Origin of the sequence: Geminicoccus roseus DSM 18922 (assembly GCF_000427665.1) — a bacterium.
Classification (GTDB): domain Bacteria; phylum Pseudomonadota; class Alphaproteobacteria; order Geminicoccales; family Geminicoccaceae; genus Geminicoccus; species Geminicoccus roseus.
Window position 1 is genome coordinate 4,277,622 of sequence record NZ_KE386572.1, and the last position, 21,530, is coordinate 4,299,151.

Annotated in this window: 20 protein-coding genes; 11 read left to right on the forward strand and 9 right to left on the reverse strand. The window is 67.7% G+C overall.

Features of this window, described 5'->3' with window-relative positions; genetic code table 11:
• Positions 1 to 3: 3 nt before the first annotated feature.
• From GEMRO_RS30995 to GEMRO_RS0121245, 5 genes are all read right to left on the reverse strand, one after another.
• Positions 4 to 360, reverse strand: coding sequence for an NIPSNAP family protein (locus tag GEMRO_RS30995; RefSeq protein ID WP_051329314.1), 357 nt, complete (start codon positions 358 to 360; stop codon positions 4 to 6).
• Positions 360 to 851: a TRAP transporter small permease gene (locus GEMRO_RS0121230; protein ID WP_027135618.1), complete on the reverse strand. Its 492-nt coding sequence runs from the start codon at positions 849 to 851 to the stop codon at positions 360 to 362. The genes GEMRO_RS30995 and GEMRO_RS0121230 overlap by 1 nt, the downstream gene beginning before the upstream one ends.
• Positions 848 to 2,134, reverse strand: a complete 1,287-nt coding sequence (locus GEMRO_RS0121235; protein ID WP_027135619.1) for a TRAP transporter large permease — start codon at positions 2,132 to 2,134, stop codon at positions 848 to 850. The genes GEMRO_RS0121230 and GEMRO_RS0121235 overlap by 4 nt, the downstream gene beginning before the upstream one ends.
• A 52-nt stretch (positions 2,135 to 2,186) precedes the next feature.
• The gene (locus GEMRO_RS0121240) at positions 2,187 to 3,158 is read right to left on the reverse strand and encodes a TRAP transporter substrate-binding protein (RefSeq protein ID WP_027135620.1); all 972 of its coding nucleotides are present in this window, start codon (positions 3,156 to 3,158) and stop codon (positions 2,187 to 2,189) included.
• A gap of 86 nt (positions 3,159 to 3,244) precedes the next feature.
• Complete coding sequence (locus GEMRO_RS0121245; RefSeq protein ID WP_027135621.1) at positions 3,245 to 4,144, reverse strand: NAD(P)-dependent oxidoreductase; 900 nt, start codon at positions 4,142 to 4,144, stop codon at positions 3,245 to 3,247.
• A 135-nt stretch (positions 4,145 to 4,279) separates the two neighbouring features.
• Here GEMRO_RS0121245 and GEMRO_RS0121250 point away from each other — a divergent pair, with 135 nt between their 5' ends.
• From GEMRO_RS0121250 to GEMRO_RS0121270, 5 genes are all read left to right on the forward strand, one after another.
• Positions 4,280 to 5,023, forward strand: coding sequence for a FadR/GntR family transcriptional regulator (locus GEMRO_RS0121250; RefSeq protein WP_027135622.1), 744 nt, complete (start codon positions 4,280 to 4,282; stop codon positions 5,021 to 5,023).
• A 29-nt stretch (positions 5,024 to 5,052) separates the two neighbouring features.
• On the forward strand, positions 5,053 to 6,699 hold the full coding sequence (locus GEMRO_RS0121255; protein ID WP_027135623.1) for a thiamine pyrophosphate-binding protein: 1,647 nt from the start codon (positions 5,053 to 5,055) through the stop codon (positions 6,697 to 6,699).
• Between the two features lie 99 nt (positions 6,700 to 6,798).
• A complete protein-coding gene (locus GEMRO_RS0121260; protein WP_027135624.1) occupies positions 6,799 to 7,773 on the forward strand; it encodes a Bug family tripartite tricarboxylate transporter substrate binding protein in 975 nt (324 codons plus the stop codon).
• Positions 7,774 to 7,835: 62 nt separating this feature from the next.
• Positions 7,836 to 8,306, forward strand: a complete 471-nt coding sequence (locus GEMRO_RS0121265) for a tripartite tricarboxylate transporter TctB family protein (RefSeq protein ID WP_027135625.1) — start codon at positions 7,836 to 7,838, stop codon at positions 8,304 to 8,306.
• Positions 8,306 to 9,826: a tripartite tricarboxylate transporter permease gene (locus tag GEMRO_RS0121270; RefSeq protein ID WP_035485768.1), complete on the forward strand. Its 1,521-nt coding sequence runs from the start codon at positions 8,306 to 8,308 to the stop codon at positions 9,824 to 9,826. The genes GEMRO_RS0121265 and GEMRO_RS0121270 overlap by 1 nt, the downstream gene beginning before the upstream one ends.
• Here the strand turns inward: GEMRO_RS0121270 and GEMRO_RS35740 are convergent.
• From GEMRO_RS35740 to GEMRO_RS36025, 4 genes are all read right to left on the reverse strand, one after another.
• Positions 9,823 to 11,814, reverse strand: a complete 1,992-nt coding sequence (locus tag GEMRO_RS35740; protein ID WP_051329315.1) for an AI-2E family transporter — start codon at positions 11,812 to 11,814, stop codon at positions 9,823 to 9,825. The genes GEMRO_RS0121270 and GEMRO_RS35740 overlap by 4 nt on opposite strands.
• Positions 11,748 to 12,200: an AI-2E family transporter gene (locus GEMRO_RS35745; protein WP_169728423.1), complete on the reverse strand. Its 453-nt coding sequence runs from the start codon at positions 12,198 to 12,200 to the stop codon at positions 11,748 to 11,750. The genes GEMRO_RS35740 and GEMRO_RS35745 overlap by 67 nt, the downstream gene beginning before the upstream one ends.
• Positions 12,201 to 12,298: 98 nt before the next feature.
• Positions 12,299 to 12,658 carry a hypothetical protein gene (locus GEMRO_RS32915; protein WP_051329317.1) on the reverse strand — a complete coding sequence of 120 codons (360 nt, stop codon included), beginning with the start codon at positions 12,656 to 12,658 and terminating at the stop codon, positions 12,299 to 12,301.
• 49 nt (positions 12,659 to 12,707) lie between these two features.
• The gene (locus GEMRO_RS36025) at positions 12,708 to 13,067 is read right to left on the reverse strand and encodes a class I SAM-dependent methyltransferase (protein WP_051329318.1); all 360 of its coding nucleotides are present in this window, start codon (positions 13,065 to 13,067) and stop codon (positions 12,708 to 12,710) included.
• 658 nt (positions 13,068 to 13,725) lie between these two features.
• Between GEMRO_RS36025 and GEMRO_RS33695 the strand changes: the two genes are divergently transcribed.
• The 6 genes from GEMRO_RS33695 to GEMRO_RS0121310 are packed head-to-tail and all read left to right on the forward strand — an operon-like array spanning position 13,726 to position 21,527.
• Positions 13,726 to 15,726: a polysaccharide biosynthesis protein gene (locus GEMRO_RS33695; RefSeq protein ID WP_084507299.1), complete on the forward strand. Its 2,001-nt coding sequence runs from the start codon at positions 13,726 to 13,728 to the stop codon at positions 15,724 to 15,726.
• The gene (locus GEMRO_RS0121290) at positions 15,723 to 16,904 is read left to right on the forward strand and encodes a DegT/DnrJ/EryC1/StrS family aminotransferase (protein ID WP_027135627.1); all 1,182 of its coding nucleotides are present in this window, start codon (positions 15,723 to 15,725) and stop codon (positions 16,902 to 16,904) included. Before GEMRO_RS33695 ends, GEMRO_RS0121290 begins: the two co-directional genes overlap by 4 nt.
• Before the next feature lie 7 nt (positions 16,905 to 16,911).
• The gene (locus GEMRO_RS31015) at positions 16,912 to 17,535 is read left to right on the forward strand and encodes a sugar transferase (RefSeq protein WP_035485770.1); all 624 of its coding nucleotides are present in this window, start codon (positions 16,912 to 16,914) and stop codon (positions 17,533 to 17,535) included.
• Positions 17,532 to 18,746 carry a glycosyltransferase gene (locus tag GEMRO_RS31020; RefSeq protein WP_084507843.1) on the forward strand — a complete coding sequence of 405 codons (1,215 nt, stop codon included), beginning with the start codon at positions 17,532 to 17,534 and terminating at the stop codon, positions 18,744 to 18,746. Before GEMRO_RS31015 ends, GEMRO_RS31020 begins: the two co-directional genes overlap by 4 nt.
• 32 nt (positions 18,747 to 18,778) lie before the next feature.
• On the forward strand, positions 18,779 to 20,290 hold the full coding sequence (locus GEMRO_RS0121305) for an oligosaccharide flippase family protein (protein WP_027135628.1): 1,512 nt from the start codon (positions 18,779 to 18,781) through the stop codon (positions 20,288 to 20,290).
• A 1-nt stretch (position 20,291) separates the two neighbouring features.
• Positions 20,292 to 21,527: an O-antigen ligase family protein gene (locus GEMRO_RS0121310; RefSeq protein ID WP_027135629.1), complete on the forward strand. Its 1,236-nt coding sequence runs from the start codon at positions 20,292 to 20,294 to the stop codon at positions 21,525 to 21,527.
• Positions 21,528 to 21,530 lie beyond the last annotated feature (3 nt).

Below are 21,530 nucleotides of genomic sequence, written 5' to 3' on the forward strand. Positions count from 1 at the left end.
GGGTCAGCCGGCGCCGGGGCCGTCGGCGAGCGCGTAGCCCTCGGGCATCTGGAAGAAGGGCGCGCTGGTCAGGATCGAGTTGACCTGGCTCACCAGGTAGCCCGCCTCGGCGCTGAGCTTGAGATAGGCCTGCCATTCCGGGTCGGCGGCCAGGGCCGCGCGCTTGGCGGCGCGGTCCGCCGCGTCCTTGTAGACCCAGATGTGGACGTAGGAATTGACGTCGCCGGTCTCGACCTTGCCGTACAGCAAAGGCTGGCCGAGGTTGCGCGCCTGCGCCTTCCAGCCGTGCTCCTCGTAGAGCTTCATGTGCTTGTTGATGGTGCCGGGGCGGCAGGCATAGGTGCGGTGGTCGAAGATCATCAAGCAGGGTCCTTCTGGGGGCTGGAACGGAACAGGAGGCTGGACAGGTCGGCCAGCGAGTAGGCCAGCATGGTCGCGCCCGACAGCGGGATGGCGACATAGAAGAGAGCGGTCGGCAGGTCGAGGATCGGGGTCAGCGCCCGGGCCTTGAGGGTGAGGGTGGCGCCGTACCAGGTCATGGCCACCAGGAAGGCGATGCCCAGCAGGCAGATCAGGATGCGCACCAGGCGGGCCTGCGCCGGGGGCAGCGAGCCCGGGAGCCAGTCCAGCTGGAAATGGTCCCTTTCCCGCCAGAGCGCTGCCGCGCCGACAAAGACCATCCAGGCGAACAGGCCCTGCACCACCTCGTCGAACCAGGCAAAGCCGGAGAACTGCAGCGTCCGCGCTGCGACGTTGACCAGCAGCAGCGCGAACAGGGCCGCCAGGCAGGCGGTCGGCACCGCGCGCAGGACCATGCCGACGGCCCGGTCGAGCCGGCAAAGCGCGGTCATGGCCCGAGCACCAGGTTGGGCAGCCAGGTCGAGATGCCCGGGATCGCGACCACCGCCAGCAGCACGAGGCAGAGCCCGGCCAGGTAGGGCAGCAGCGCCACCGAGAGCCGCCCGACCGACAGGCCGGCGATCGAGGAGACCGCGAACAGCACCATGCCGACCGGCGGCGTCAGCAGGCCGACCATCGAGCACATGATCATGATCACGCCGAACTGCACCGGGTCCACGCCGATCTGGTCCATGACCGGGGCGAACAGCGGCACGGTCAGGACGATCACGGCGATGCCTTCCAGGAACATGCCCAGCACCAGCAGGATCGCCACCACGATGGCCAGGATCACGGCAGGGCTGTCGGAGAGCGCCAGGAGCGCGTTGACCAGCTGGTTGGGGACGCGCTGGTGGATCAGGAGCCAGCCGAAGAAGCCGGCGGCGGCGATCACGAACATCACCCGGATGGTGTGCTGCAGCGTTTCCCACAGGATGCCCGGCAGCTGGGCGAGGCGGATCTCGCCATAGACGATCATCGCCAGGATCAGCGCATAGGCGCTGGCGGCGACGCCGGCCTCGGTGGGGGTGAACATGCCGCCGAAGATCCCGGCGATGATGATCACCGGCGCCAGCAGCGAGAGGGCGGCGCCCGAAAAGCTGCGGGCGACCTCGGTCCAGTCCATGTGGTCGCGGCGCGGCATCTTGGTGCGGTGGGCGACGATCCAGACCGCGGCCATCAGCGCCAGCGCCATCAAGACGCCCGGCACCACGCCGGCCAGGAACAGCTTGGCCACCGAGACGCCGGTGATCGAGGAATAGAGCACGAAGGGGATCGAGGGCGGGAACACCGGGCCGATGGTCGAGGAGGCGGCGGTGATCGCGGCGGAGAAATCGCGATCATAGCCCTTGTCCTCCATGGCCTTCAGCTCGACCTGGCCCAGGCCCGCGGCATCGGCCACCGCCGCCCCGGACATGCCCGAGAAGAACAGCGACGCCAGCACGTTCACCTGGCCCAGGCCGCCGCGGACATGGCCCACGCAGGCATCGGCGAAGCGGAAGATCCGCTCGGTGATCCCGCCGGTGTTCATCAGGTTGCCGGCCAGGATGAAGAACGGGATCGCCAGCAGGGTGAAGCCGGTGGTGGCGGAGAACATCCGCTGCGGCAGCATGGCGAGCGTGCGGAAATCGCCCAGCAGCACATAGAAGCCGACCGCGGTGAGGCCGAGGGAGACCGCGACCGGCAGGCCGAGCGCGATCAGCAGGACGAGGACGCCCAGGATGAGGAAGGTGGTCATGCGCGCCTCTCGACGCGAAGCCCGGCCGGAGCCGGGCTTCGGGCCCTTTGGTTCAGTCGAGGAAGCCCAGGAAGGTCGCCATGTTCTCAGCACCGCTATACTCGGCGACCCGCTCGCGGGCCGGCCCCATCTTCGCGGCGAACGGCGCCAGGTCCGGGCGGGTGACCTTCATCCCGGCCTGCTCCAAAGCGGCGATCTCCTCCTCCTCCTGGGCGATGACCGCCTGGCGCATCATGTCGCCCGCGGCCTTGCTTTCCTCGCGCAGGATCGCCTGCTGGTCCGGGGTGAGGCCGTCGAACACGTCCTTGTTGATGACGTGGACCATCGAATTATAGACGTGCCGGGTCAGGGCCAGGTGTTCCTGGAAGTCGTTCAGCTTGAAATGGTAGATCACCCCGATCGGGTTCTCCTGCCCGTCGACCACGCCCTGGTTCAGCGCGTTGGGCAGTTCGGGAAACGCTATCTGGGTGGTGGTGGCGCCCAGGCCCTCCATCGCGGCCACGATCTGCAGCTCCGGCGGGGTGCGCAGCTTGAGGCCCTCGACATCGGCGGGGCTCTCGATCGGCTTCTTGCTGTTGGTGATGTTGCGGAAGCCGTATTCCCAGTTGGCCAGCATCACCAGGCCCTGCTCTTCCAGCTTGGGCGCCGCCCAGTCGGTGAACGGACCGTCCAGCACCTGGTGGGCCTGCTCGTAGGACGAGAAGGCGAAGGGCGTCATCACCGTGCCGAACGCCTTTTCGTACTTGTCCAGGGCGCCCTGGGTCGGAAGGCTCATCTCGACCGCGCCCAGCACGGTCTGCTCGAGCTGCTCGGGCGGCGAGCCAAGCTCGTTGGCAGGATAGATCTCGACGGCGATGGCCCCGTCGGTGCGCGCCGCCACGCGGTCGGCAAACTGCTGGGCGGCCGCCTGGGCGGGATGGGTGTCGGCGGCGAAATGCGCCAGCCGGAGCGTCACGTCCTGGGCGAGTGCTGCCGAGGCGAGGGCGGTGCTGGCCGCGGCGGCCAGGGCCAGTGTCCTGAGCATGTTGATTCCTCCCTGTTGATCGATCGCCGATGGCGTGCGCCCGGCTGCGGGCGCTGCGCTCCGGCCTTGTTCTTGATGAGCGTGGATCAGCTGTCGGGCAGGCGGGCCTCGATCCCGGTCAGGTCCTCGTAGGCCTTGATCACGGCGGTGCAGCCCTCGGCGCCGTGGCCCATGATCGAGGCCAGGGCGAAGGTCTGGTGGACCGACTGCGCCATGAAGCCCGGCAGGCCGGCCTGCTCCAGCCATTCGGCGTAGTAGCGGACGTCCTTCTGGGCGTTGGACAGGGACATGTGCGGGGTGAAGTCCCGGCGCAGGGTGAGCTCGCCGTAGAGGTCCATCATGCCCGAGCGGCCGCCCGCGGCCGAGATGATCCCGATGACCTTCGACATGTCGAGGCCGTCCTTGGCGGCCAGGGCGAAGCCCTCGCACCAGGCGGCGACGTTGGCGAAGGCGATGTAGTTGTGGATCAGCTTCAGCCGGATCGCGTGGCCGGCCGGGCCGACATGGAAGATGTTCTCGGCATAGGTGGCGAACACCGGGCGCAGCCGCTCCAGCAGCTCTTCCTCGCCGCCGAACAGGATGTTGACCTGGCCGCGGTCGGCATGGGCCGGGGTCCGGGTCATCGGCGCCTCGGCATAGGCGATGCCGGCCTTGGCGCAGGCGGCGCGCATGGTGTCGACATGCTCGGGCGAGACGGTGGTGTGGTCCAGGAACACGGACCCGGGCTTCATGGCGGCGAGTGCGCCGTCAGGGCCCAGCGCCAGGGCGCGCACCGCCTCGGCGGTGGTGACGCAGACCGACAGCACGTCGACCTTTGCGGCCATCGCCGCGGCTCCCTGGCCGGCCTTGGCGCCCTGCGCCACCGCGGCTTCCACCCGCGCCGGATCGAGGTCGTAAACGGTCAGGTCCAGCCCCTTCAGGAGCATGTTCTTGGCCAGGCCGCGGCCCATGCCGCCAAGGCCGATCAGCCCGATGCGCGTTGCCATCCCGCCTCCTGTTCTGGTGGCCGGACCGAAGCACATGATCTGTTGTCTGACAACCTGTTTCCATCTATGCAGCACTCATATCGGCGAGCGCCACCAATCCTGCTAGAAAGGCCGCGCCCCAGGAGAATGCCCGCCATGACCGACACCGCCCCCCTGTTCGGCCGCATCGACCGACCGCGCCGCCTGCCCGACGAAGTCGCCGGCTCGATCACCAGCGCCATCGAGAGCGGCCAGCTGCGCCCGGGCGACCGCCTGCCCACCGAGGCGGAGCTGTCGCGCACCTTCGGCGTCGCCCGCACGGTGGTCCGGGAGGCGATCTCGTTCCTGCGCTACAACGGCGTGGTGGATTCGCGGCGCGGGGTGGGGGCGTTCGTCGCCGATCTGGGCCAGCGCTCCGCCTTCCGGATCAGCCCGGCCTGCTTCGAGAAGCGCAAGCAGATCGTCCAGCTCCTGCAGCTGCGCACCGGTGTCCAGGCCGGGGCCTCGGCGATCGCCGCCCAGGTGCGCTCGGACGGGGAGATGGCGCAGATCCAGGAGACCTTCCTGGCGATGAAGGACGCCGACCGGCGCGGGCCCGACGCGGCGCTGGAGGAGCGGGTCGACCTCGAACTGCTGCTCTACCGCCGGATCACCGAGGCCTCCGGCAACGCCTACTATGCCGAGGTCGTGGCAATGATCGAATCCAACATCCAGAACAACCTGCGCTCGGCCTTCCTCAAGAACGCCGCCGCCTCGGAGTTCGGCGCTGCCATCCTGGCCGAGCACGAGGCCGTGCTGGACGGCCTGGCCCGGCAGGACGCCGAGGCGGCGCGGCTGGCGACCCGCACCCGGTTCGAGCGGGCCGCCGAGCGGCTGATCGCGCGCGAAGACTTCGCCTGAACGACAAGGATACGGCAGGGAATGCGGCCATGACCCAGACGACCACGCGCCATGGCGGCGCCCTCCTGACCGAATGCCTGGTGGCGCAGGGGGTGAAGCGGGTGTTCTGCATTCCCGGCGAAAGCTTTCTGGCGGCGCTGGACGGGCTGCGGGATTCGCAGGTCGAGATCGTCCTGGCCCGGCAGGAGGGCGGGGCCGCGATGATGGCCGAGGCCACCGGCAAGCTGACCGGCCGCCCTGGCGTGGCCTTCGTCACCCGCGGCCCCGGCGCCACCAACGCCAGCGCCGGGGTGCACATCGCCTTCCAGGATTCGACCCCGATGATCCTGTTCGTGGGCCAGGTCGCCAGCGACCAGCGCGACCGCGAGGCGTTCCAGGAGGTCGACTACCGCGCGATGTTCGGCCCGCTCGCCAAATGGGTGGCGGAGATCGACCGCGCCGACCGCATCCCGGAATATGTGTCGCACGCCTTCCATGTCGCGCAGAGCGGCCGGCCCGGACCGGTGGTGCTGGCGCTGCCGGAGGACATGCTGTCGGGTCCGGCCGAGGGCAAGGCCGTGCCGGCCGCGACCCTGCCCTCCGGCATGGCGGCCGACCAGGACATTCAGGAGGTGATCGTCCGGCTGGCCAAAGCCGAGCGGCCGTTCGTGATCGCCGGTGGCGGCGGCTGGTCCGCCCGGGCCTGCGAGGCCCTGGGGAGGTTCGCGCAGGCGCTGGACCTTCCGGTCGGCGCCTCGTTCCGCTGCCAGGACTATCTGGACAACCGCCACCCGAACTATGTCGGCGACGTCGGCATCGGCATCAATCCGGCCCTGGCGAAGCGCATCCGCGAGGCGGACGTCATCCTGGCGCTGGGTGCCAGGCTCGGCGAGATGACCAGCTCCGGCTACACGCTGCTCACCCCGCCCGTACCCGCCCAGAGCCTCATCCACATTCATGCCGACCCCTCCGAGATCGGCCGGGTCTACCGTCCGGACCTGGCACTGGTGGCGCAGCCGGGGCCGGCGGCGATCCAGCTGGCCGCCGCCGCCGCCGAAGGCCCCAGGCGGCCGTGGCGGGCAGAGGCGCGCGCCGACTACGAGGCCTGGCAGGTACCCCAGGAAACGCCGGGTACCTTGAAGATGGAGCGGGTCGTCGCCCATCTGAACGAGGTGCTGCCCGACGACGCGGTGCTGACCAACGGGGCCGGCAACTATTCCGCCTGGCTGCACCGCTACTACCGCTATCGCGGCTGGCGCACCCAGCTGGCGCCGACCTCGGGCTCCATGGGCTATGGCCTGCCGGCCGCCATCGCGGCGAAGCTCCACGATCCCGGCCGGGACGTGGTCTGCCTGGCCGGCGACGGCTGCTTCCAGATGGTCAGCCAGGAGTTCGCCACCGCCTGCCAGGAGCGGGCGAACGTCGTGGTCCTGATCAGCGACAACGGCATGTACGGCACCATCCGCATGCACCAGCAGAGGAACTATCCCGGACGTCCCTCGGGCACGGCGCTGGTGAATCCCGACTTCGCCGCGCTGGCGCGGGCCCATGGCGGCTTTGGCGCCACGGTGGAGCGCGACGAGGATTTTCCGGCCGCCTTCGCCCAGGCCCGGCAGGCCGGCCTGCCGGCGATCATCCATCTCCGGATGGACCCGGCGGCGCTCTCGCCGCGGATGGTGCTGGAGAGGGTGGACTGAGCAGGGCCGGCGGGACACCGGGGACGCGTCCCCGGCAGCCAGGTTGACGATGGGGAGGGACCGGATGGACCGGTCCCCCCGACAGGGAGGACAACAACAATGATCGCAAGAACACTCGCGTTCGCCGCCGGGTGCCTGGTGGCAGGCATGGCCGGCGCGGCATCCGCCGACTACCCGGAGCGGGACATCCGCGTCGTCGTTCCCTGGGGGGCCGGCGGCGGCACCGACGGGATCGTGCGCAAGCTGACCAACTTGGCGGAACAGGAGATCGGCGCCTCGATGTATGTGGAGAACGTCGAGGGCGGCATCAGCGCCACCGGCGTCTCCCAGGTGATGGAAGCCGAGCCCGACGGCTACACGATCGGCGCGCTGACCTATGACAGCGTGGTGACGGTTCCCTGGCAGGGCCTGCTGCCGAGCTACGACATGGACAACCTGAAGCTGATCGCCCGGGTCACCAGCGAGCCGGACGCGATCATCGTCGACGCCGGCTCCGACTACCAGTCGATGGACGACCTGGTGGCGGCGGCCAAGGCCGATCCGGGCAACATCCCGATCGGCATCCAGAACATCGGCTCGCGCACCCATCTGGCGATCCTGCAGCTGCAGGAGGAGACCGGCGCGTCGTTCCGGATCATCGGCTATCCGGGCGGGGCCGCGCCGCAGAAGGAGGCGATCCTGTCGGACGAGGTGGACGTGGTCGCCACCAGCCTCGGCGACTTCGCGCCGCTGCTGGCCGACGGCACGGTGCGCGGTCTCCTGGAATTCTCCGACAGCCCCAACCCGACCTATCCCGACGTGCAGACCGCGGCGGATGCCGGGCTGGACCTGCGGATCGGCAGCTTCATCGTGTTCGCCGCCCCGGCCGGGACGCCGGACGAGGTGGTCGCCAAGCTGGAGGCCGCCTACCAGGCCGCCCTGGAGAGCGAGGAGTTCCAGAGCTGGGTCGCCGATGTCGGCGTCACCCCCAGCTGGCTCGGCAGCGCCGAGGTCACCGCCTGGGCCGACCAGACCCAGGCCGAGCTGTTCGCCCAGCTGGACGACCTGGTGAAGCAGGGCGTCCTGACCAAGTGAGCCGAAGGCGCGGCGGGTCGAGATGCGACCCGCCGCGTGCCCCTGATCGGGAGCAAGCGCAGATGAGCGACCGCAGCGACCAGGCGGACCCGATCTCTCCGGGCCTGACCGCGGTCATCCTGACCCTCACCACGGTCTATCTGGCGGCGTCGTTCTGGATCCGCCCGCAGTTCAGCGAGGGCTTCGCCGGGCCGCGCTTCCTGCCGACCATCGCGGCGCTGCTGGTCTATGCGGCGCTCGGCTTCCAGACGTTCGCCACCTGGCGGAGCCGGCGGGCGACCGCTCTGGAAGGATCCCTGAAGCAGCCGGCGATCGTGGTGGCCGTCACCGCCCTCTACATCCTGGTGTTCGGCCTGCTAGGCTACCTCCTCTCGACCTTCGCCTATGTCCTGGCCCTGTTCGCGGTGTTCGGCTTCGAGAAGGACCGGACGCTCTGGCGGATCGGCTACGCCGTGCTGGTCACCGCCCTGTTCTATGCCCTGTTCGCGGGCGCCTTCGGCATCCGCCTGCCCAAGCTCGCGGGGTGGCTCTGATGGACGTGCTCGGCTTCGTGCTGGAGGGCTTCGCCGCCCTGGCGGACCCGCAGGTCTTCGCCTTCATGATCGTGGGCTTTCTGATCGGCACGTTCTTCGGCGCGATGCCCGGGCTGACCTCGGTGCTGGCCATCGCCCTCCTGCTGCCGCTGACCTTCAGCATGGACGTGGTGCCGTCCCTGGTGATGTGCGCCTCGATCTTCATGGCCGGGATGTATGCGGGCAGCATCACCGCCACCACCATCAACATCCCGGGCGCGCCGTCCTCGATGATGACCGCGATCGAGGGGCACCAGCTGATGAAGGCGGGCCAGGGGGCGAACGCCCTTGGCCATGCCGCGCTGGGCTCGATGATCGGCGGCAGCATCGGCGCGATCCTGCTGATGGCCTTCCTGCCGCTGGCAGCCCAGGCCTCGCTGCTGATCCGCACGCCCGGCAAGTTCTCGCTGGTGCTGTTCGCGCTGGTGGTGATCGTGATCGTCGAGCGCGGCGCGGTCGCCAAGGGCGTGATCGCCACCTGCCTGGGCATCATGATCGCCACGATCGGCATCGACGTGATGCAGCCGATCCCGCGCTTCACCTTCGGAACCGAGGCGCTGACCCAGGGCATCGACCTGATGTCGCTGATCATCGGCACCTTCGCGGTGAGCGAGATCCTCTACCAGGCCTCGGTCTGGAAGCCAGGCGACCCGGGCCTGGCCGGCGCTGTCCAGGGCATCCGCATCAAGAGGCGGGACTTCCTGCCCCGCTGGAGCGAGGTGCGCGCGATCGGCTGGCTGACCTATCTCAAGAGCGCCCTGATCGGCTACGGCACCGGCATCCTGCCGGGGGCCGGCGGCTCCATGGCCGCATTCGTGGCCTATGCCGACGCCAAGCGCACCTCGCGCAAGCCCGAGGAATACGGCCATGGCAGCCGCGAGGGGATCGCGGCTGCCGAATGCTCCAACAACGCGATGTGCGGCGGCGCCTTCGTGCCGATGCTGATGTTCGGCATCCCGGGCGACCCGACCACGGCGATCGTGCTGGGCGTGCTGGTCATCAACGGGCTGCAGCCGGGTGCCCGCCTTTTGCAGAACCAGTCCGAGCTGATCGCGCCGATGTTCGCCTCGCTGCTGGTCAGCGCGCTGTTGCTGATCCCGCTGACCCTCTATCTGCTCGGTCCCTACCTGCTGCGGATCGTGTCGATCCAGCGGGGACTCCTTTATTCCGGCATCTCGGTGGTCGCCCTGGTCGGCAGCTACGTCGCCACCTTCTCGACCTTCCAGATGATGCTGGCGCTGGTGTTCGGCGTGGGCGCGTTCTTTCTGCGCCGGGAGAACTTTCCGGTGGTGTCGCTGCTGCTGGGCTTCATCCTCGGCCCCGACCTGGAGCAGTACCTGCGCCGTTCCCTGGCCCTCAACGACGGCGACCCCAGCGTGTTCCTCACCAGCCCGGACAGCGTGGCGTTCCTGCTGCTGACCGTCCTGTTCGTGTACTTCATGGCGGTCCGGCCGCGGCTGAAGGCGGGCCGGGCGGGCTAGAAGGCGGCGACCGCTCTGGCCGGTGCATGGGGCTCGTGCGGCGACAGTCCGGCGTCGGCGGCCATGCCGCGCTGGATCTCCAGCCACACCTCGTCGGCCATAAGCTGGAGAAAGGCCAAGTCGCGCTCGCCCAGCCGATGAGGCACCATGTCGATCACGCAGAGCGAGCCGATCGCCGGGCCGCCCTCCGGTCGGACCGGGGCGCCGGCATAGAAGCGGATGCCGCGCTCCTTCGGCCAGGGATTGTTGGCAAAGCGCCGGTCCTTGAGGACGTCCTCGATGACGAGCACGTCGTTGGCGGCGACGACATGGCCGCAGATCGACATTTCCCGCGAGGCATGGCGGGACCGGGCCAGGTCCTCGGGCAGCCCGGTGGCCGCCTTCCAGAACTGCCGCTCCTCGTCGACCAGCGACACCAGGCAGACCGGCATGTCGAACGTCTTGGCCAGCTTGCGGGTGATCCGCTGGAACCGCTCCTCGGTGGGGGTGTCAAGCAGCCTGGTCTGGTGCAGCACCGCCAGCCGGCCGTCCTCGCCGGCCGGAATCGGCGCCGCCATCATCGGGCAGGACAAGGGCAAGGTCGCCAGCGCCTCGATGCGGCGCAATGCATCGGAGACTGAACAGGCCAGCCCGTCGGCGGCCAGCCCGTCGGCGGCGCCGTCGCATTTCCTTTCGTCCAGCTGGCCGTTCCAGAGGGCCACCATCAGCTTGGCATCCGGGGCACGGCGGCGCAGGCGGCGGCAGGCCTGGCGGCTCTGCGCGACGGCGGACCCGCCCAGATAGGGCAGGCAGACCAGCTCCACGTCCTCCAGGTCGAGGCTGCCGATTGCCTCCGGGCTGATCGCGTCGGCCGGCAGGACCCGCGTGCCGATGCCCCGCCGCTCCAGGAGTTGCGCCAGCATGCAGGCGGCAGCCCGGTCGAGGCCGGTCCGGCCGGCGATGCAGACCACCGGCGTTCCGCTCCACACCACCGGTGCTCCCCGGGCAGCGCGATCCTTCTCCTCCACGTCGGCGCCTTCATGGTCGGCCAGATCCGCCACCAGCCGCACGAAGCCGTCAATCACCAGCGCCCGCAACTCCCCCACCAGGCGCCGGCGCCGGCGGTTGGCTTCGGCCAGCCGCAGGGCTGGCAGCCCGACCTCGTCGTAGAAGGTGGCGAGCGGCCGCCGCTCCAGGATCGCCTCGGACATGTCCTCACCCTCCTGCGCGTCGCCGGCCAGCATGCGCTGGTAGAGCCGCTCCTGGGGTTCCAGCACCGGGTCGCTGCCCAGCATCACGTCGAGGAACCGCAGGTGCGGCACGTAGCGGCCGACCACGGCGAGGCAGACGGTGAGCGGCGTCGAGAGCAGCAGGCCGATCGGGCCCCAGAGGGCGGTCCAGAACACCGCGGCGATCAGGATCGCCACCGTGGAGACGCCGGTGCTGGCGCCGTACAGCCAGGGCTCGACCACGCAGTTGCTGAGCAATTCGATGATGAGGATCAGCCCCACCGTCCAGGCCAACATGCTCCAGCCGGGATCCACCGCCACCGCCAGCGCGATCGGGAACAGCGCCGCGACGAATGGGCCGACATAGGGAACAAAGCGCAGCACCGTTGCCAGCACGCCCCACAGGAGCGCGTTGGGCACGCCGATCAGCCAGAGCCCGATCCCGATCGGGACGCCGTAGGTGGCATTGACCACCAGCCGCATCAGCAGGAAGCGGCTGACCCGCCGCGCCACGTCGTTCATCGCCTGGGTGGTCTGCTGCAGGTCGCCGCCGGACAGGCCGATCAGCCGATCGCGCAGATCCTCGCGCTCGAGCAGCATGAAGACCACCAGGACGATGACGATTCCGGCGGTTCCGACCGGTGCCAGCAGCGGCAGGGCGATGCTCTGCAGGATCTTCAGGGTCGAGGTCGGCTGCGCCTCGACCCGCACGGTCATCGGCGTGCCGGCCGGCAAGTCCTGGGCAGCCGGCTCCAGCTGGGCGCCCAGTTCCCGCAGCATGGTGGAGGCGCGGCCGACTGGAAGGATTGGATCTTGGCCGCGACGTTGCCCTGGTATTGCGGGAGGTTGTCAGCCAGCTGGACCAGCTGGCTGCCGACCAGCATGCCGAACCCGCCAAGGCCGACAAAGGCGACGAGCACCACCATCAGCACCGCCGGCACGCGCGGCAGCCCCAGCCGCTGCAGGCGCAGGGCCAGAGGCGCCAGCGCGAAGCTCAGCAGCACCGCGAGTGCGACCGGGATGAGGATGTCCTGGCCGAAATAGAGTGCCGCGATGATGGCAGCCCCAACCACCACCGTCGCGGTCAGGATCACCGCAGTGTGCTGCGTGGTGTTTCCCGCAGGCACGGCCGCGAGGCTGGGGATGGTCCTCGAGTTGAACGCCATCGCGGTCGCCTTCAGTTCGGCGCCGGCCGGTTCCGACGTAGGGACAAGTAACGAGCGTGCGGCCCAGATGTTCCCGCCAAGCCGGACCATCGGGTGCGTCAGGAACGATCCGGCGAGAAGACCAGGACCGTGTAGGCACCGATTCCGATGCCGCCCTGGCAGCCCGGGCCGTCACGCCCTCCCGGGATGGCGTCCCCGTCGCCGCTCCAATGGTCGCCGAAATCTGGCTGGTAGCCCCGCCAGTCGCTGTTGAGCCGCAGTGGCCAGCGGCCGGGAAGCCGATCAGGTAGTGGCGAAACCGGCGGCCGGACAGATGCGTCATCGAAGCTGATGACGATGGGGATCTCCACCACCTTCGTCAGCCCCGTCATCCGCCACCGCCCGGCCTGTCCGTTCAGCCGAACGAACGGGTGATCCTTCCGGTCGTCGCGCAGCGCATGGATGCCCTTGTCGAGCACAGCACCTGTGTTCCAGACCAGGGCGAAGGCGGAGAAGCCACCCCAGACGTCACAGACTCCGGATGCAACGACCCCGCCCAGTCGCGTCACCCGCCGCCTCTCGCCCACGATCCGCTTCAGGAATGATGTCCAGGTCCAGGGTGGAGACGCATCCGTGGAAGAGCCCGTCGGCGAAGCGCGTGCGGCGAACGTCGCCGCGTTCGTGAGCGATGTTCGCGTGGGACCTGCGTCGACGGGCACCGTCGAGGCAGGGCTCCGAGGCAACGATCCCGACCACCTCCGCCTCGGCCTCCGCCGGAGCTGCCGTCGGCACGCCTGTCCCGCAGCCGACGTCGAGCACCTGGCCACTCGGGCGGATACCCACGAACTCCAGGAAGGGCACGGCCAGGCGACGGCTCCAGCGCCCCATGCGATGCCCGTACGCAGCCGGATCGGTGGCGGCGAACTACGACTGGGTGCGGGCCCATGTTGCGGCCCTTGCCGAACGGGTCGGCGGCGAGCCCGTCACGTTGTCAGGCCCGGGTCGTCGCTCATCCTTGACTGCCACGGCCACCGTCGCCGGGTCGGAATTCTCCGTCAGCGTCCCCCCACTCGCCAGCGCCTGAACGATAGATGGCAAGTTCCGGAGAATTGACTTCAACTCGATTGGTTATTCTTGTGGCTATCCTGCCGGGAGAATCGATCCATTTTCATTATGAGAACCTGAAAAACAGATGATGCTTACACCTTCTTCAACCAGCAAAACGAACAATTTAAGTGTTAGGAATGAATATTATTAACGCCGGTATGGTAAACGGTCACTGTGTCGGATTCCATCTGATAAATTCTTATGAAAGATCCAAACCATATCATGTAAAAATAAATGTGTAGATTGCAATCCATTGCCCGAGATTTGCCTCTTGCTCGTCATATATCCTCGTGTTAATATTAACATTCAGTTCATAAATGAAAAATACAATAGCGTTATAGGAAAATATTACAGTTATATCGATTATTGCATCATGTATATTGAGGTGCGCCCAAAGACTGCCATATCATAAAAAGATGTATGGGTGGGAATTGTGCCGATGCATTCGACATTGCCGGTTGAGGCAAACACAATCATTCAGCATTTTGCCCTGCGCCGAAGGGTCTTGGTCATATTTGTTCATGACCTCTTCGTCGCGATGGCGTCATTTCCCCTGGCATGGGTGCTGCGCGAAGGCTGGGGGGTATTGTTCCGGCAGGGTTTGCTGCAGAGCACTTTGGCCTTCTCCATAATTGCCGCCGGCGTGTTCGTCGCTCTCGGTCTGTATCGTGGCGTCTGGCGGCACAGCTCCGCCTGGGATCTTATAATCGTGCTGCGGGCGGCTACGTTAGCTATTCTGATATTTCTGCCAGTCATGTTCATCTCGGATCGGCTCGCGACAGTACCGCGGACCGTGCCAATCATTCAGTGGCTGCTGTTGCTGATCATGCTGGGGGGGCCACGGTTCGCCTTTAGGATCTGGGGGGGCCGCATGTCATCCCGTCCAAGAAACCTGATGTCACGGGTGCCGGTCATCATCGCCGGCACTGGAGAGAGCGCGGACCTGTTGATCCGAGCCGTGACGTCCGACCCCCAAGAACGCTACCAGGTTCTTGGCCTGCTCGATCTTCATACCATGACCCGTGGCCGTGACATCTTGCGTGTTCCGATACTGGGCAGCATCGAAGAGCTTGCGTCCGTGGTTCATGAACTTGCTGTAAAGGGTCGACGGCCCGAGCGATTGATTTTCGCTGAACAGGTCGACGGTTCGCTTCTGCGCCGGGTGATGGGACAGGCCGAGGGGCTGCGGCTGGAACTGTTGCGCCTTCCGGATCCCATCGATTTCAAAGCAACCGTTGATGACGGGCGAATCGAACTTCGTCCGTTTGCTTTGCAGGAACTGTTGGGGCGGCCGCAGATCCAGTTCGATCATTCCTCCGTCCGGGATCTGATCAAGGGTCGGAGGATCCTGGTGACTGGCGCTGGCGGCAGCATCGGCAGCGAATTGATGCGCCAGCTCGCCCGCTGTGAGCCCAGCATGCTGGTCTACCTCGATCAGTGCGAGTTCAATCTATATTCGGTCGAGCAGGAACTCGTCACGAAGGCGCCAAGTATCGTCGGCGTGCCGATCCTGGCGGATATTCGCGACGGAAAGCGGATCAAGCGGATCTTTGCCGAGCACTGCCCTGACCTGATCTTCCATGCGGCCGCACTGAAGCACGTGCCGATGGTCGAGATGAACCCCATCGAGGGGCTGCACACCAACGCGCTCGGCACCAGGAACGTCGCGGAAGCGGCGGCCGAATGCGGCGCACGGGCGATGATCCAGATCTCCACGGACAAGGCCGTGAACCCGACCAGCGTCATGGGAGCGAGCAAACGGCTGGCGGAACTCTACTGTCAGGCACTCGATGCCGGGAGCGCCGAGCTTCAGCCGGTCGACCGCCGCACCAAGCGGACGCGCTTCATGACCGTGCGTTTTGGCAATGTGCTCGGTTCGTCCGGTTCGGTGGTCCCGCTGTTCCAAAAGCAGATCTCCCAAGGAGGGCCGCTCACGGTCACTCACCCGGAGATCAAGCGCTACTTCATGACGATCCGCGAGGCGGTGGAACTGGTCCTGCAGGCTTCATCGGTCGGGATCCGTCCAGACTGCGCGCGAGGGCAGGTGTTCGTGCTCGACATGGGCGAGCCGATCCGGATCGTGGATCTTGCCCGCCAGATCATACGGCTCGCGGGCAAGGAGCCGGAGCGCGACGTGCAGATCGTGTTCAGCGGCCTTCGCCCGGGCGAGAAGCTGCACGAGGAGCTGTTCGACAGGGGCGAGGTCCGGCTGCCGGCGATCGCCAGCGGCGTCCTGGCGGCCCGGACGCAACGGGTCGACGATCTGGCCTTGCGGAAGGCGTTCCACGCGATCGACGAGGCATGCGCGCGGGGCGATGCGGTCTGGCTGCGGGCGATCCTGCAGTTCTACGTGCCAGGCTATGTGCCGGATGATCAGGTGGCCATGGAAGCCAAGGTGGCCGATGTCCGGGACATCCAGGCGCAGGTGCAGACGGCATGAGCATCGTCACCCCGCCGGACCGCTACCTGCCGTTCGCGTTGCCGGATATCGGCGAGGCCGAGATTGCGGAAGTGGTCGACACCTTACGCTCGGGCTGGATCACCACCGGTCCCAAGGCGCGCCGCTTCGAGCGTGACTTCGGAGAGTTCCTGGCCAGCGGCGACCTGCACGCGATCGCGGTCAACTCGGCCACGGCCGGCCTGCACCTGGCGCTCGAAGCGTTGCAGATCGGGCCGGGCGACGAGGTCATCGTTCCGGTGCATACCTTCACGGCGACGGCAGAGGTGGTGAACTACCTCGGCGCCGATCCGGTCTTCGTCGATGTCGACCCGGTGACGCTCACCATCCGTCCCGAAGCGGTCGAAGCCGCCATCACGCCGCGCACCCGTGCGATCCTGCCGGTTCATTATGCCGGTCTGGCCTGCGCGATGGACCCGCTCGTCCGCATCGCGGCGAAGCATGGCCTCCAGATCGTGGAGGACGCAGCCCACGCGCTGCCCGCCACGAGTTGCGGCGGCAGGCTGATCGGAACCCTCGACACAGCGGCGACCGTGTTCAGCTTCTACGCCACCAAGACCGTTGCGACCGGCGAGGGCGGCATGATCGTCACCCGGTCCGCCAAGATCGCCGAGCGCGCCCGGCTGATGCGCATCCATGGCATCAGCCGTGACGTGTTCGACCGCTACAGCGGCAAGGCGGATCATGGCGGCTGGTACTACGAAGTCGTGGCTCCCGGCTTCAAGTACAACTTGCCGGACCTCGCTGCGGCGATCGGACTGCATCAGCTCGCCCGCGCGCATGCCATGCAGCAGCGGCGTGCCGCGATCGCCGCGGCCTACCATGAAGCCTTTTCCTGCCTGCCGGTGGAGCTGCCGGCGCCGGCGCCGGCGGGGGAGCTCCATGCCTGGCACCTTTACGTAATCCGCCTGGGCCGAGGCAGCCGGATCCAGCGCGATGAACTCATTCTGGCGCTGCGCGAGGCCGGCATCGGCACGAGCGTCCACTATGTCCCGCTGCATTTTCATCCCTACTGGCGGGAGCGCTACGGGTTGCGGCCAGGCGACTTCCCGGCCAGCACCGATGCCTATCGATGCATGATCAGCCTGCCGATCTACAGCAAGATGGCAGATGCCGATGTCGAGCGCGTGATCGGGTCCATGCGCGCGTTGTTGGGCTAGGCCTGCCATGCCCCGCACCAAACGCATCATCGATCTGCTTCTGGCTTCCATCGGCCTCCTGCTGCTCTGGCCCCTGATGCTGCTGATCGCCGGTCTGGTCCGGCTGGAGGATGGCGGGCCGGCGATCTTCATCCAGGAACGCATCGGCAAGGACGGGATCGCCTTCCAGATCTACAAGTTCCGCTCGATGCGGCCGGCGGGCCGGGGCCGGCCGATCACGGTGGCCGGCGACCGCCGGATCACGCGGGTTGGCGGCATCCTGCGGCGCAGCAAACTCGATGAGCTGCCCCAGCTCGCCAACGTGCTGCGCGGCGAGATGAGCCTGGTCGGCCCACGGCCGGAGGTCCGACGCTATGTCGAGCTCTATACCGCGGACCAGCGCCTGCTGCTCCGGCTCAGGCCCGGGATCACCGATCCCGCCAGCATCGCCTTCCTTGATGAGGAGCGGATCCTCGCGGCAGCGCCGGACCCGGAGCGTGCGTATGTCCAGACGATCATGCCCGAGAAGATCAGGCTCAATCTCGCCTATGCCGAGCGGGCGACCCCTTGGAGCGACCTGCTTGTGATCGCGACCACCTTGCGGAGCCTGGTGCGTCGATCTTCCAGGCAAGGCCAGGTGGCATGGTCATGAACCCCCGCCTGCTGTGCGTCGGCGGCGAGGACCACGACCTGCGCATTCCGTTCCTGCTGGCATTGCGCCGCTGCGGCCTCGAGGTCGTGGCCGCCGGCAGCGGTGATCCCGCCCCGTTCGCGAAAGCCGGGATCGAGCATCATTTCTATGGCCTGAAGCGCTACATCAATCCGCTCGCCGACCGGACGGCGCTGGCCGAACTGCAGGCGGTGATCGCGACCGCACGGCCGCACCTGATTCACAGCTTCGACACCAAGCCCAATCTTCTGTGCCCGCTGGCTGCGGGTACCGACGGGCCGCCGGTGGTGCGGACCATCAACGGAATGGGCTGGCTGTTCGCCAGCCGGTCCTTCCTGGCGATGGCGGGTCGGCTGATCTACCGGATGCTGCAGCGTCGGGCAGCGCGCGCGTCGGCGCTCACGGTGTTCCAGAACCGGCACGACCAGGCCTATTTCGAGGAGCACGGGCTGGTGCGGCCGAGCACCAGTCGATTGGTCCCAGGTTCGGGACTGGACGTCGAAGCCTTTGCCCGCGCCCAGGCAACAGCGCCCGCGGCAGACGAACTGCGACGGCGCCTGGGCCTTGGCGACGCCCGCATCGTGATGACGGTGACCAGGATCACGCGCGAGAAGGGCATCGACACGCTTCTGCGAGCGGCTGTGCTGGTGTGCCGGCAACGTCCCGATGTTCGCTTCGTGCTGGTCGGGCCGCATGAGCCGTCCAGTCCATCGGCCATTCCGCCAGCCGAGATCGAACGGCATGCGCCCCATGTCCTGCATCTTGGCCGGCGTGAGGACATTCCGTCCCTGCTCCGCCTGGCCGATCTGTTCGCCTATCCGACCGAGTACCGCGAAGGGATCCCCCGGGCTCTGGTGGAGGCGGGGCTGAGCGGCCTGCCCATCGTCGCGACTGCCCTGCCGGGATGCGTCGAGGTCGTCCGCGATGGCTGGACCGGACTGCTGGTGCCGCCGCGTGCCCCGGACATCCTGGCAAGCCGGATCCTGGCGTTGCTCGACGACACCACGCTGGCCAGGGCGCTCGGCGCCCGGGCGGCAGAACTGGTCCGCACGCAGTTCGCGCTCGGCTCGATCGCCGACCGCTACCTGCAGCTCTACCTGGAGGTGCTGCCCCAGGGTGCCTGCGCCAGCCTGCCGGACCTGGCGGGCCCGACCCGCAAGCGGTTCGACCGCGACGGGCTCGATCTACCATGAGCGGGCGTGGGAGCGGGCCTGGGATCGGGGAGGTGCGGGTTGCACCAGGTTCGCTGTCGCCGGAGCGCACCGTCGACAGCGGGCGCTGGCTTGCCTTGCTGCGCAAGCTGTTCGGCTTGTCGAGCCTCTACGGCATGGCTGCCATCGTCGCCTTCCTGGGCCAGATCGTGGTCGCCCGCTCGCTGGGCCCGCAGGCCTATGGCCAGTTCAGCTTTCTGTTCACCCTCGCCACCGTCCTGGCCTTGTGCGCGACCTTCGGGCTGGACCTGGTGACCATGCGGCTGGCGGCCAACCACGCGGCCAAGCCCAGCGGCAGCACCGGGTTCATCGGCCGGGCCCTGCTGGTCAGCAGCACGCTGGGCACTGTGCTGGGAGCTGGCCAGCTCCTGGTCCTCCTGGTCATGCGCGGCGGAGACCAGACCCTTGCCTACATCGTTGCCGGACTGCTCGTTCCGCTCCTGGCCATCTGCAGCGTCAGCAGCGGCCTGCTGATCGGCCTGTCGCGCCCGGTCCTGGCCCTCGTCGCCAGCCTCGTTCTGCGGGAGGCGATGGTCCTGGTCGGGGTGCTGGGATTCGGCGCCGCCGGATTCGTGGCAACCGTTTGGACGCCGCTGCTGGCAGCGCTGCTCGGCTGCGCCATCGGCGCCTTGCTCGCGGCCAGGGCCATGCCCTGGCAGAAGGCCGCTGGCGCACATGACGAGGACGGCCTGCAGCGCGGCTTTGCCCGCCTGCTGCCCTATGTCCGCGAGGCGGCGCCGGTCGCGACCTACACGATCCTCTACCTCCTGCTCAACCGGGTGGGGCTGCTCTTCGCCGCCATGCTCGTGAGCAGCTATGAGCTGGGCCTATTCGCGATGGCGGCGCGTTGCGCCGATACGGTGATGCTGGTGCAGATGGCCGGGAACAGCATCAGCGGCCCCGCCTTTGCAGCGCTCTACAAAGCAGGCCAGCTCGTGGAACTGGAGCTGATGGCGGTCCGCATGGGGCGGCTGACGCTCATGATGGGCCTGTTGGGTTGCCTGCCCCTGTTCCTGCTGGCGCCGGAGGTGCTCCAGATCTTCGGCCGGGACTTCGTCGGCGGCGCCGGGGTGCTGCGGATCCTGCTGGTCGGAAAGCTTGTGGGGCTGACCTTTGGCGGGCCGATCATGCTTCATCACATGACCGGCATGACCGGCCGCATGACGGGCATCCTGGTCGCGGCGATCGGGATGCAGATCGGGCTGATCTACTTGCTGGTGGGACCCTTCGGGATCAACGGCATCGCTGCGGCAACCACGACTGCCCTGGCGGTGGTCTTCATCGCGGCAGCGGTGTCGGCCCGCCGCGAGTTGGGGATACGGTCCAGCGGTCTGGCCTGGCTCCCGCTGCGCGGCAACCGGGCGTTCGACGGGGAGGTGGCCGGACCGGGCTGGCTATGCGTGCTGGTGGGCAAGCTCGCTGCAAGGGCTGTGCGGAAGCCGGTTGCATCGCTGTCGGCTTGCCCCTCAAGGACCTTGCCGGAACGGCCACTCGACCCGGGCAGGCCTTGGGAGGGGGAGGGATGAGGTGCTGATCTCCCTGCTCCTGGCCATGGCCTTGCTGCTGTCCACGGCTTCGCAGCTGCGTCCGGCACCGGATCTGCCGCTGGGGCCGGGCGAGATCCTCCTGGTCGCTTGGCTCATCTGCATGCTCGGCCGGGAAACCGTGCGGGGCGGCCCGCCGTTCAGCCCGCCCCTGGTGCGTCTCTTGCTGTTCTGGGGCGTCTTTGCCTTCGCCCAGGGCCTGGGTGCCATGATCGGCCTAGCCACGGTCCATGGGATCGATCTTGGGTCGGCCTCGCACGACACCCTGGCCTACATCCTGATGTTCGGCGTCAGCTGCCTATGCGTCGCCGAGCCGGGAGCCCGGGAGAGACTGCGGGAAACCGCCTGGCTTCTGGTGCTGCTGGGGGCGACAGCGCTGTTGCTCCTGATGGCGGATGCTTGGAACTGGGTCCGGGTGCCGATGATCCAGCCCTGGTACTACGACCGGCTGCGCGGCTGGTCGGAGAACCCGAATCAACTCGCCTTGTCCTGCATGGTGCTGGCGATCCTAGCATTTCACCTGATGGAGACGGCGGAGCAGCTAGCCAGCCGGCTGCTGGCCGGGGCGGCTGGAAGCGTGGCAGTCTATGCCGGCGTCCTGACCAAGAGCGATTCGTTCAACCTGGTCGTCTGGCTGACCATCGTCATCCTGCTGGCGCTCAAGCTCGGCGCCTGGTTGCGTCCCCCGCCGCGCGACGTGACGCTGCGCCAAGCCTTTGCATGGCAGCTCGTCCTGATTCTCCCCATCTCCCTCCTGGCCATCGCTCTCCTGTACGGCGACAGCACGGCCCGCGGCATCGGAGAGCAGTTCTTTAAAGGGCCGGACGACCAGGGAAGCCTGCGCCTCCAACTTTGGCAGCAGGCTCTGGATAAGGGCATCGACTCCTGGCTGCTCGGCCTAGGCCCGGGCGGACATCTGGAGCGGCCCTTCCCAATGTCCCCGGAGCAGGCCAACTTTGAGGCGCACAACACCATGCTCGACCTGTTCACGCAGGGTGGACTGCTCGCTGTGGGCAGCGTCCTTTGCCTGCTCGCCTTCAGCGTGCTGGGAGCATTCCAGACGCGAGCCTATGCGCTCGTCGCCTTACTGTGCGGGCTCGCCCTGTTCGCGAGCTTTCACCTGATCGTCCGGCAGCCAATGTTCTGGTTTGCGATCGCAGCTGCCTCGGTCGCTGGGCGAACGGCACCGGCCGGCCATGCCGCCCACCCGAGGAGCTAGGCG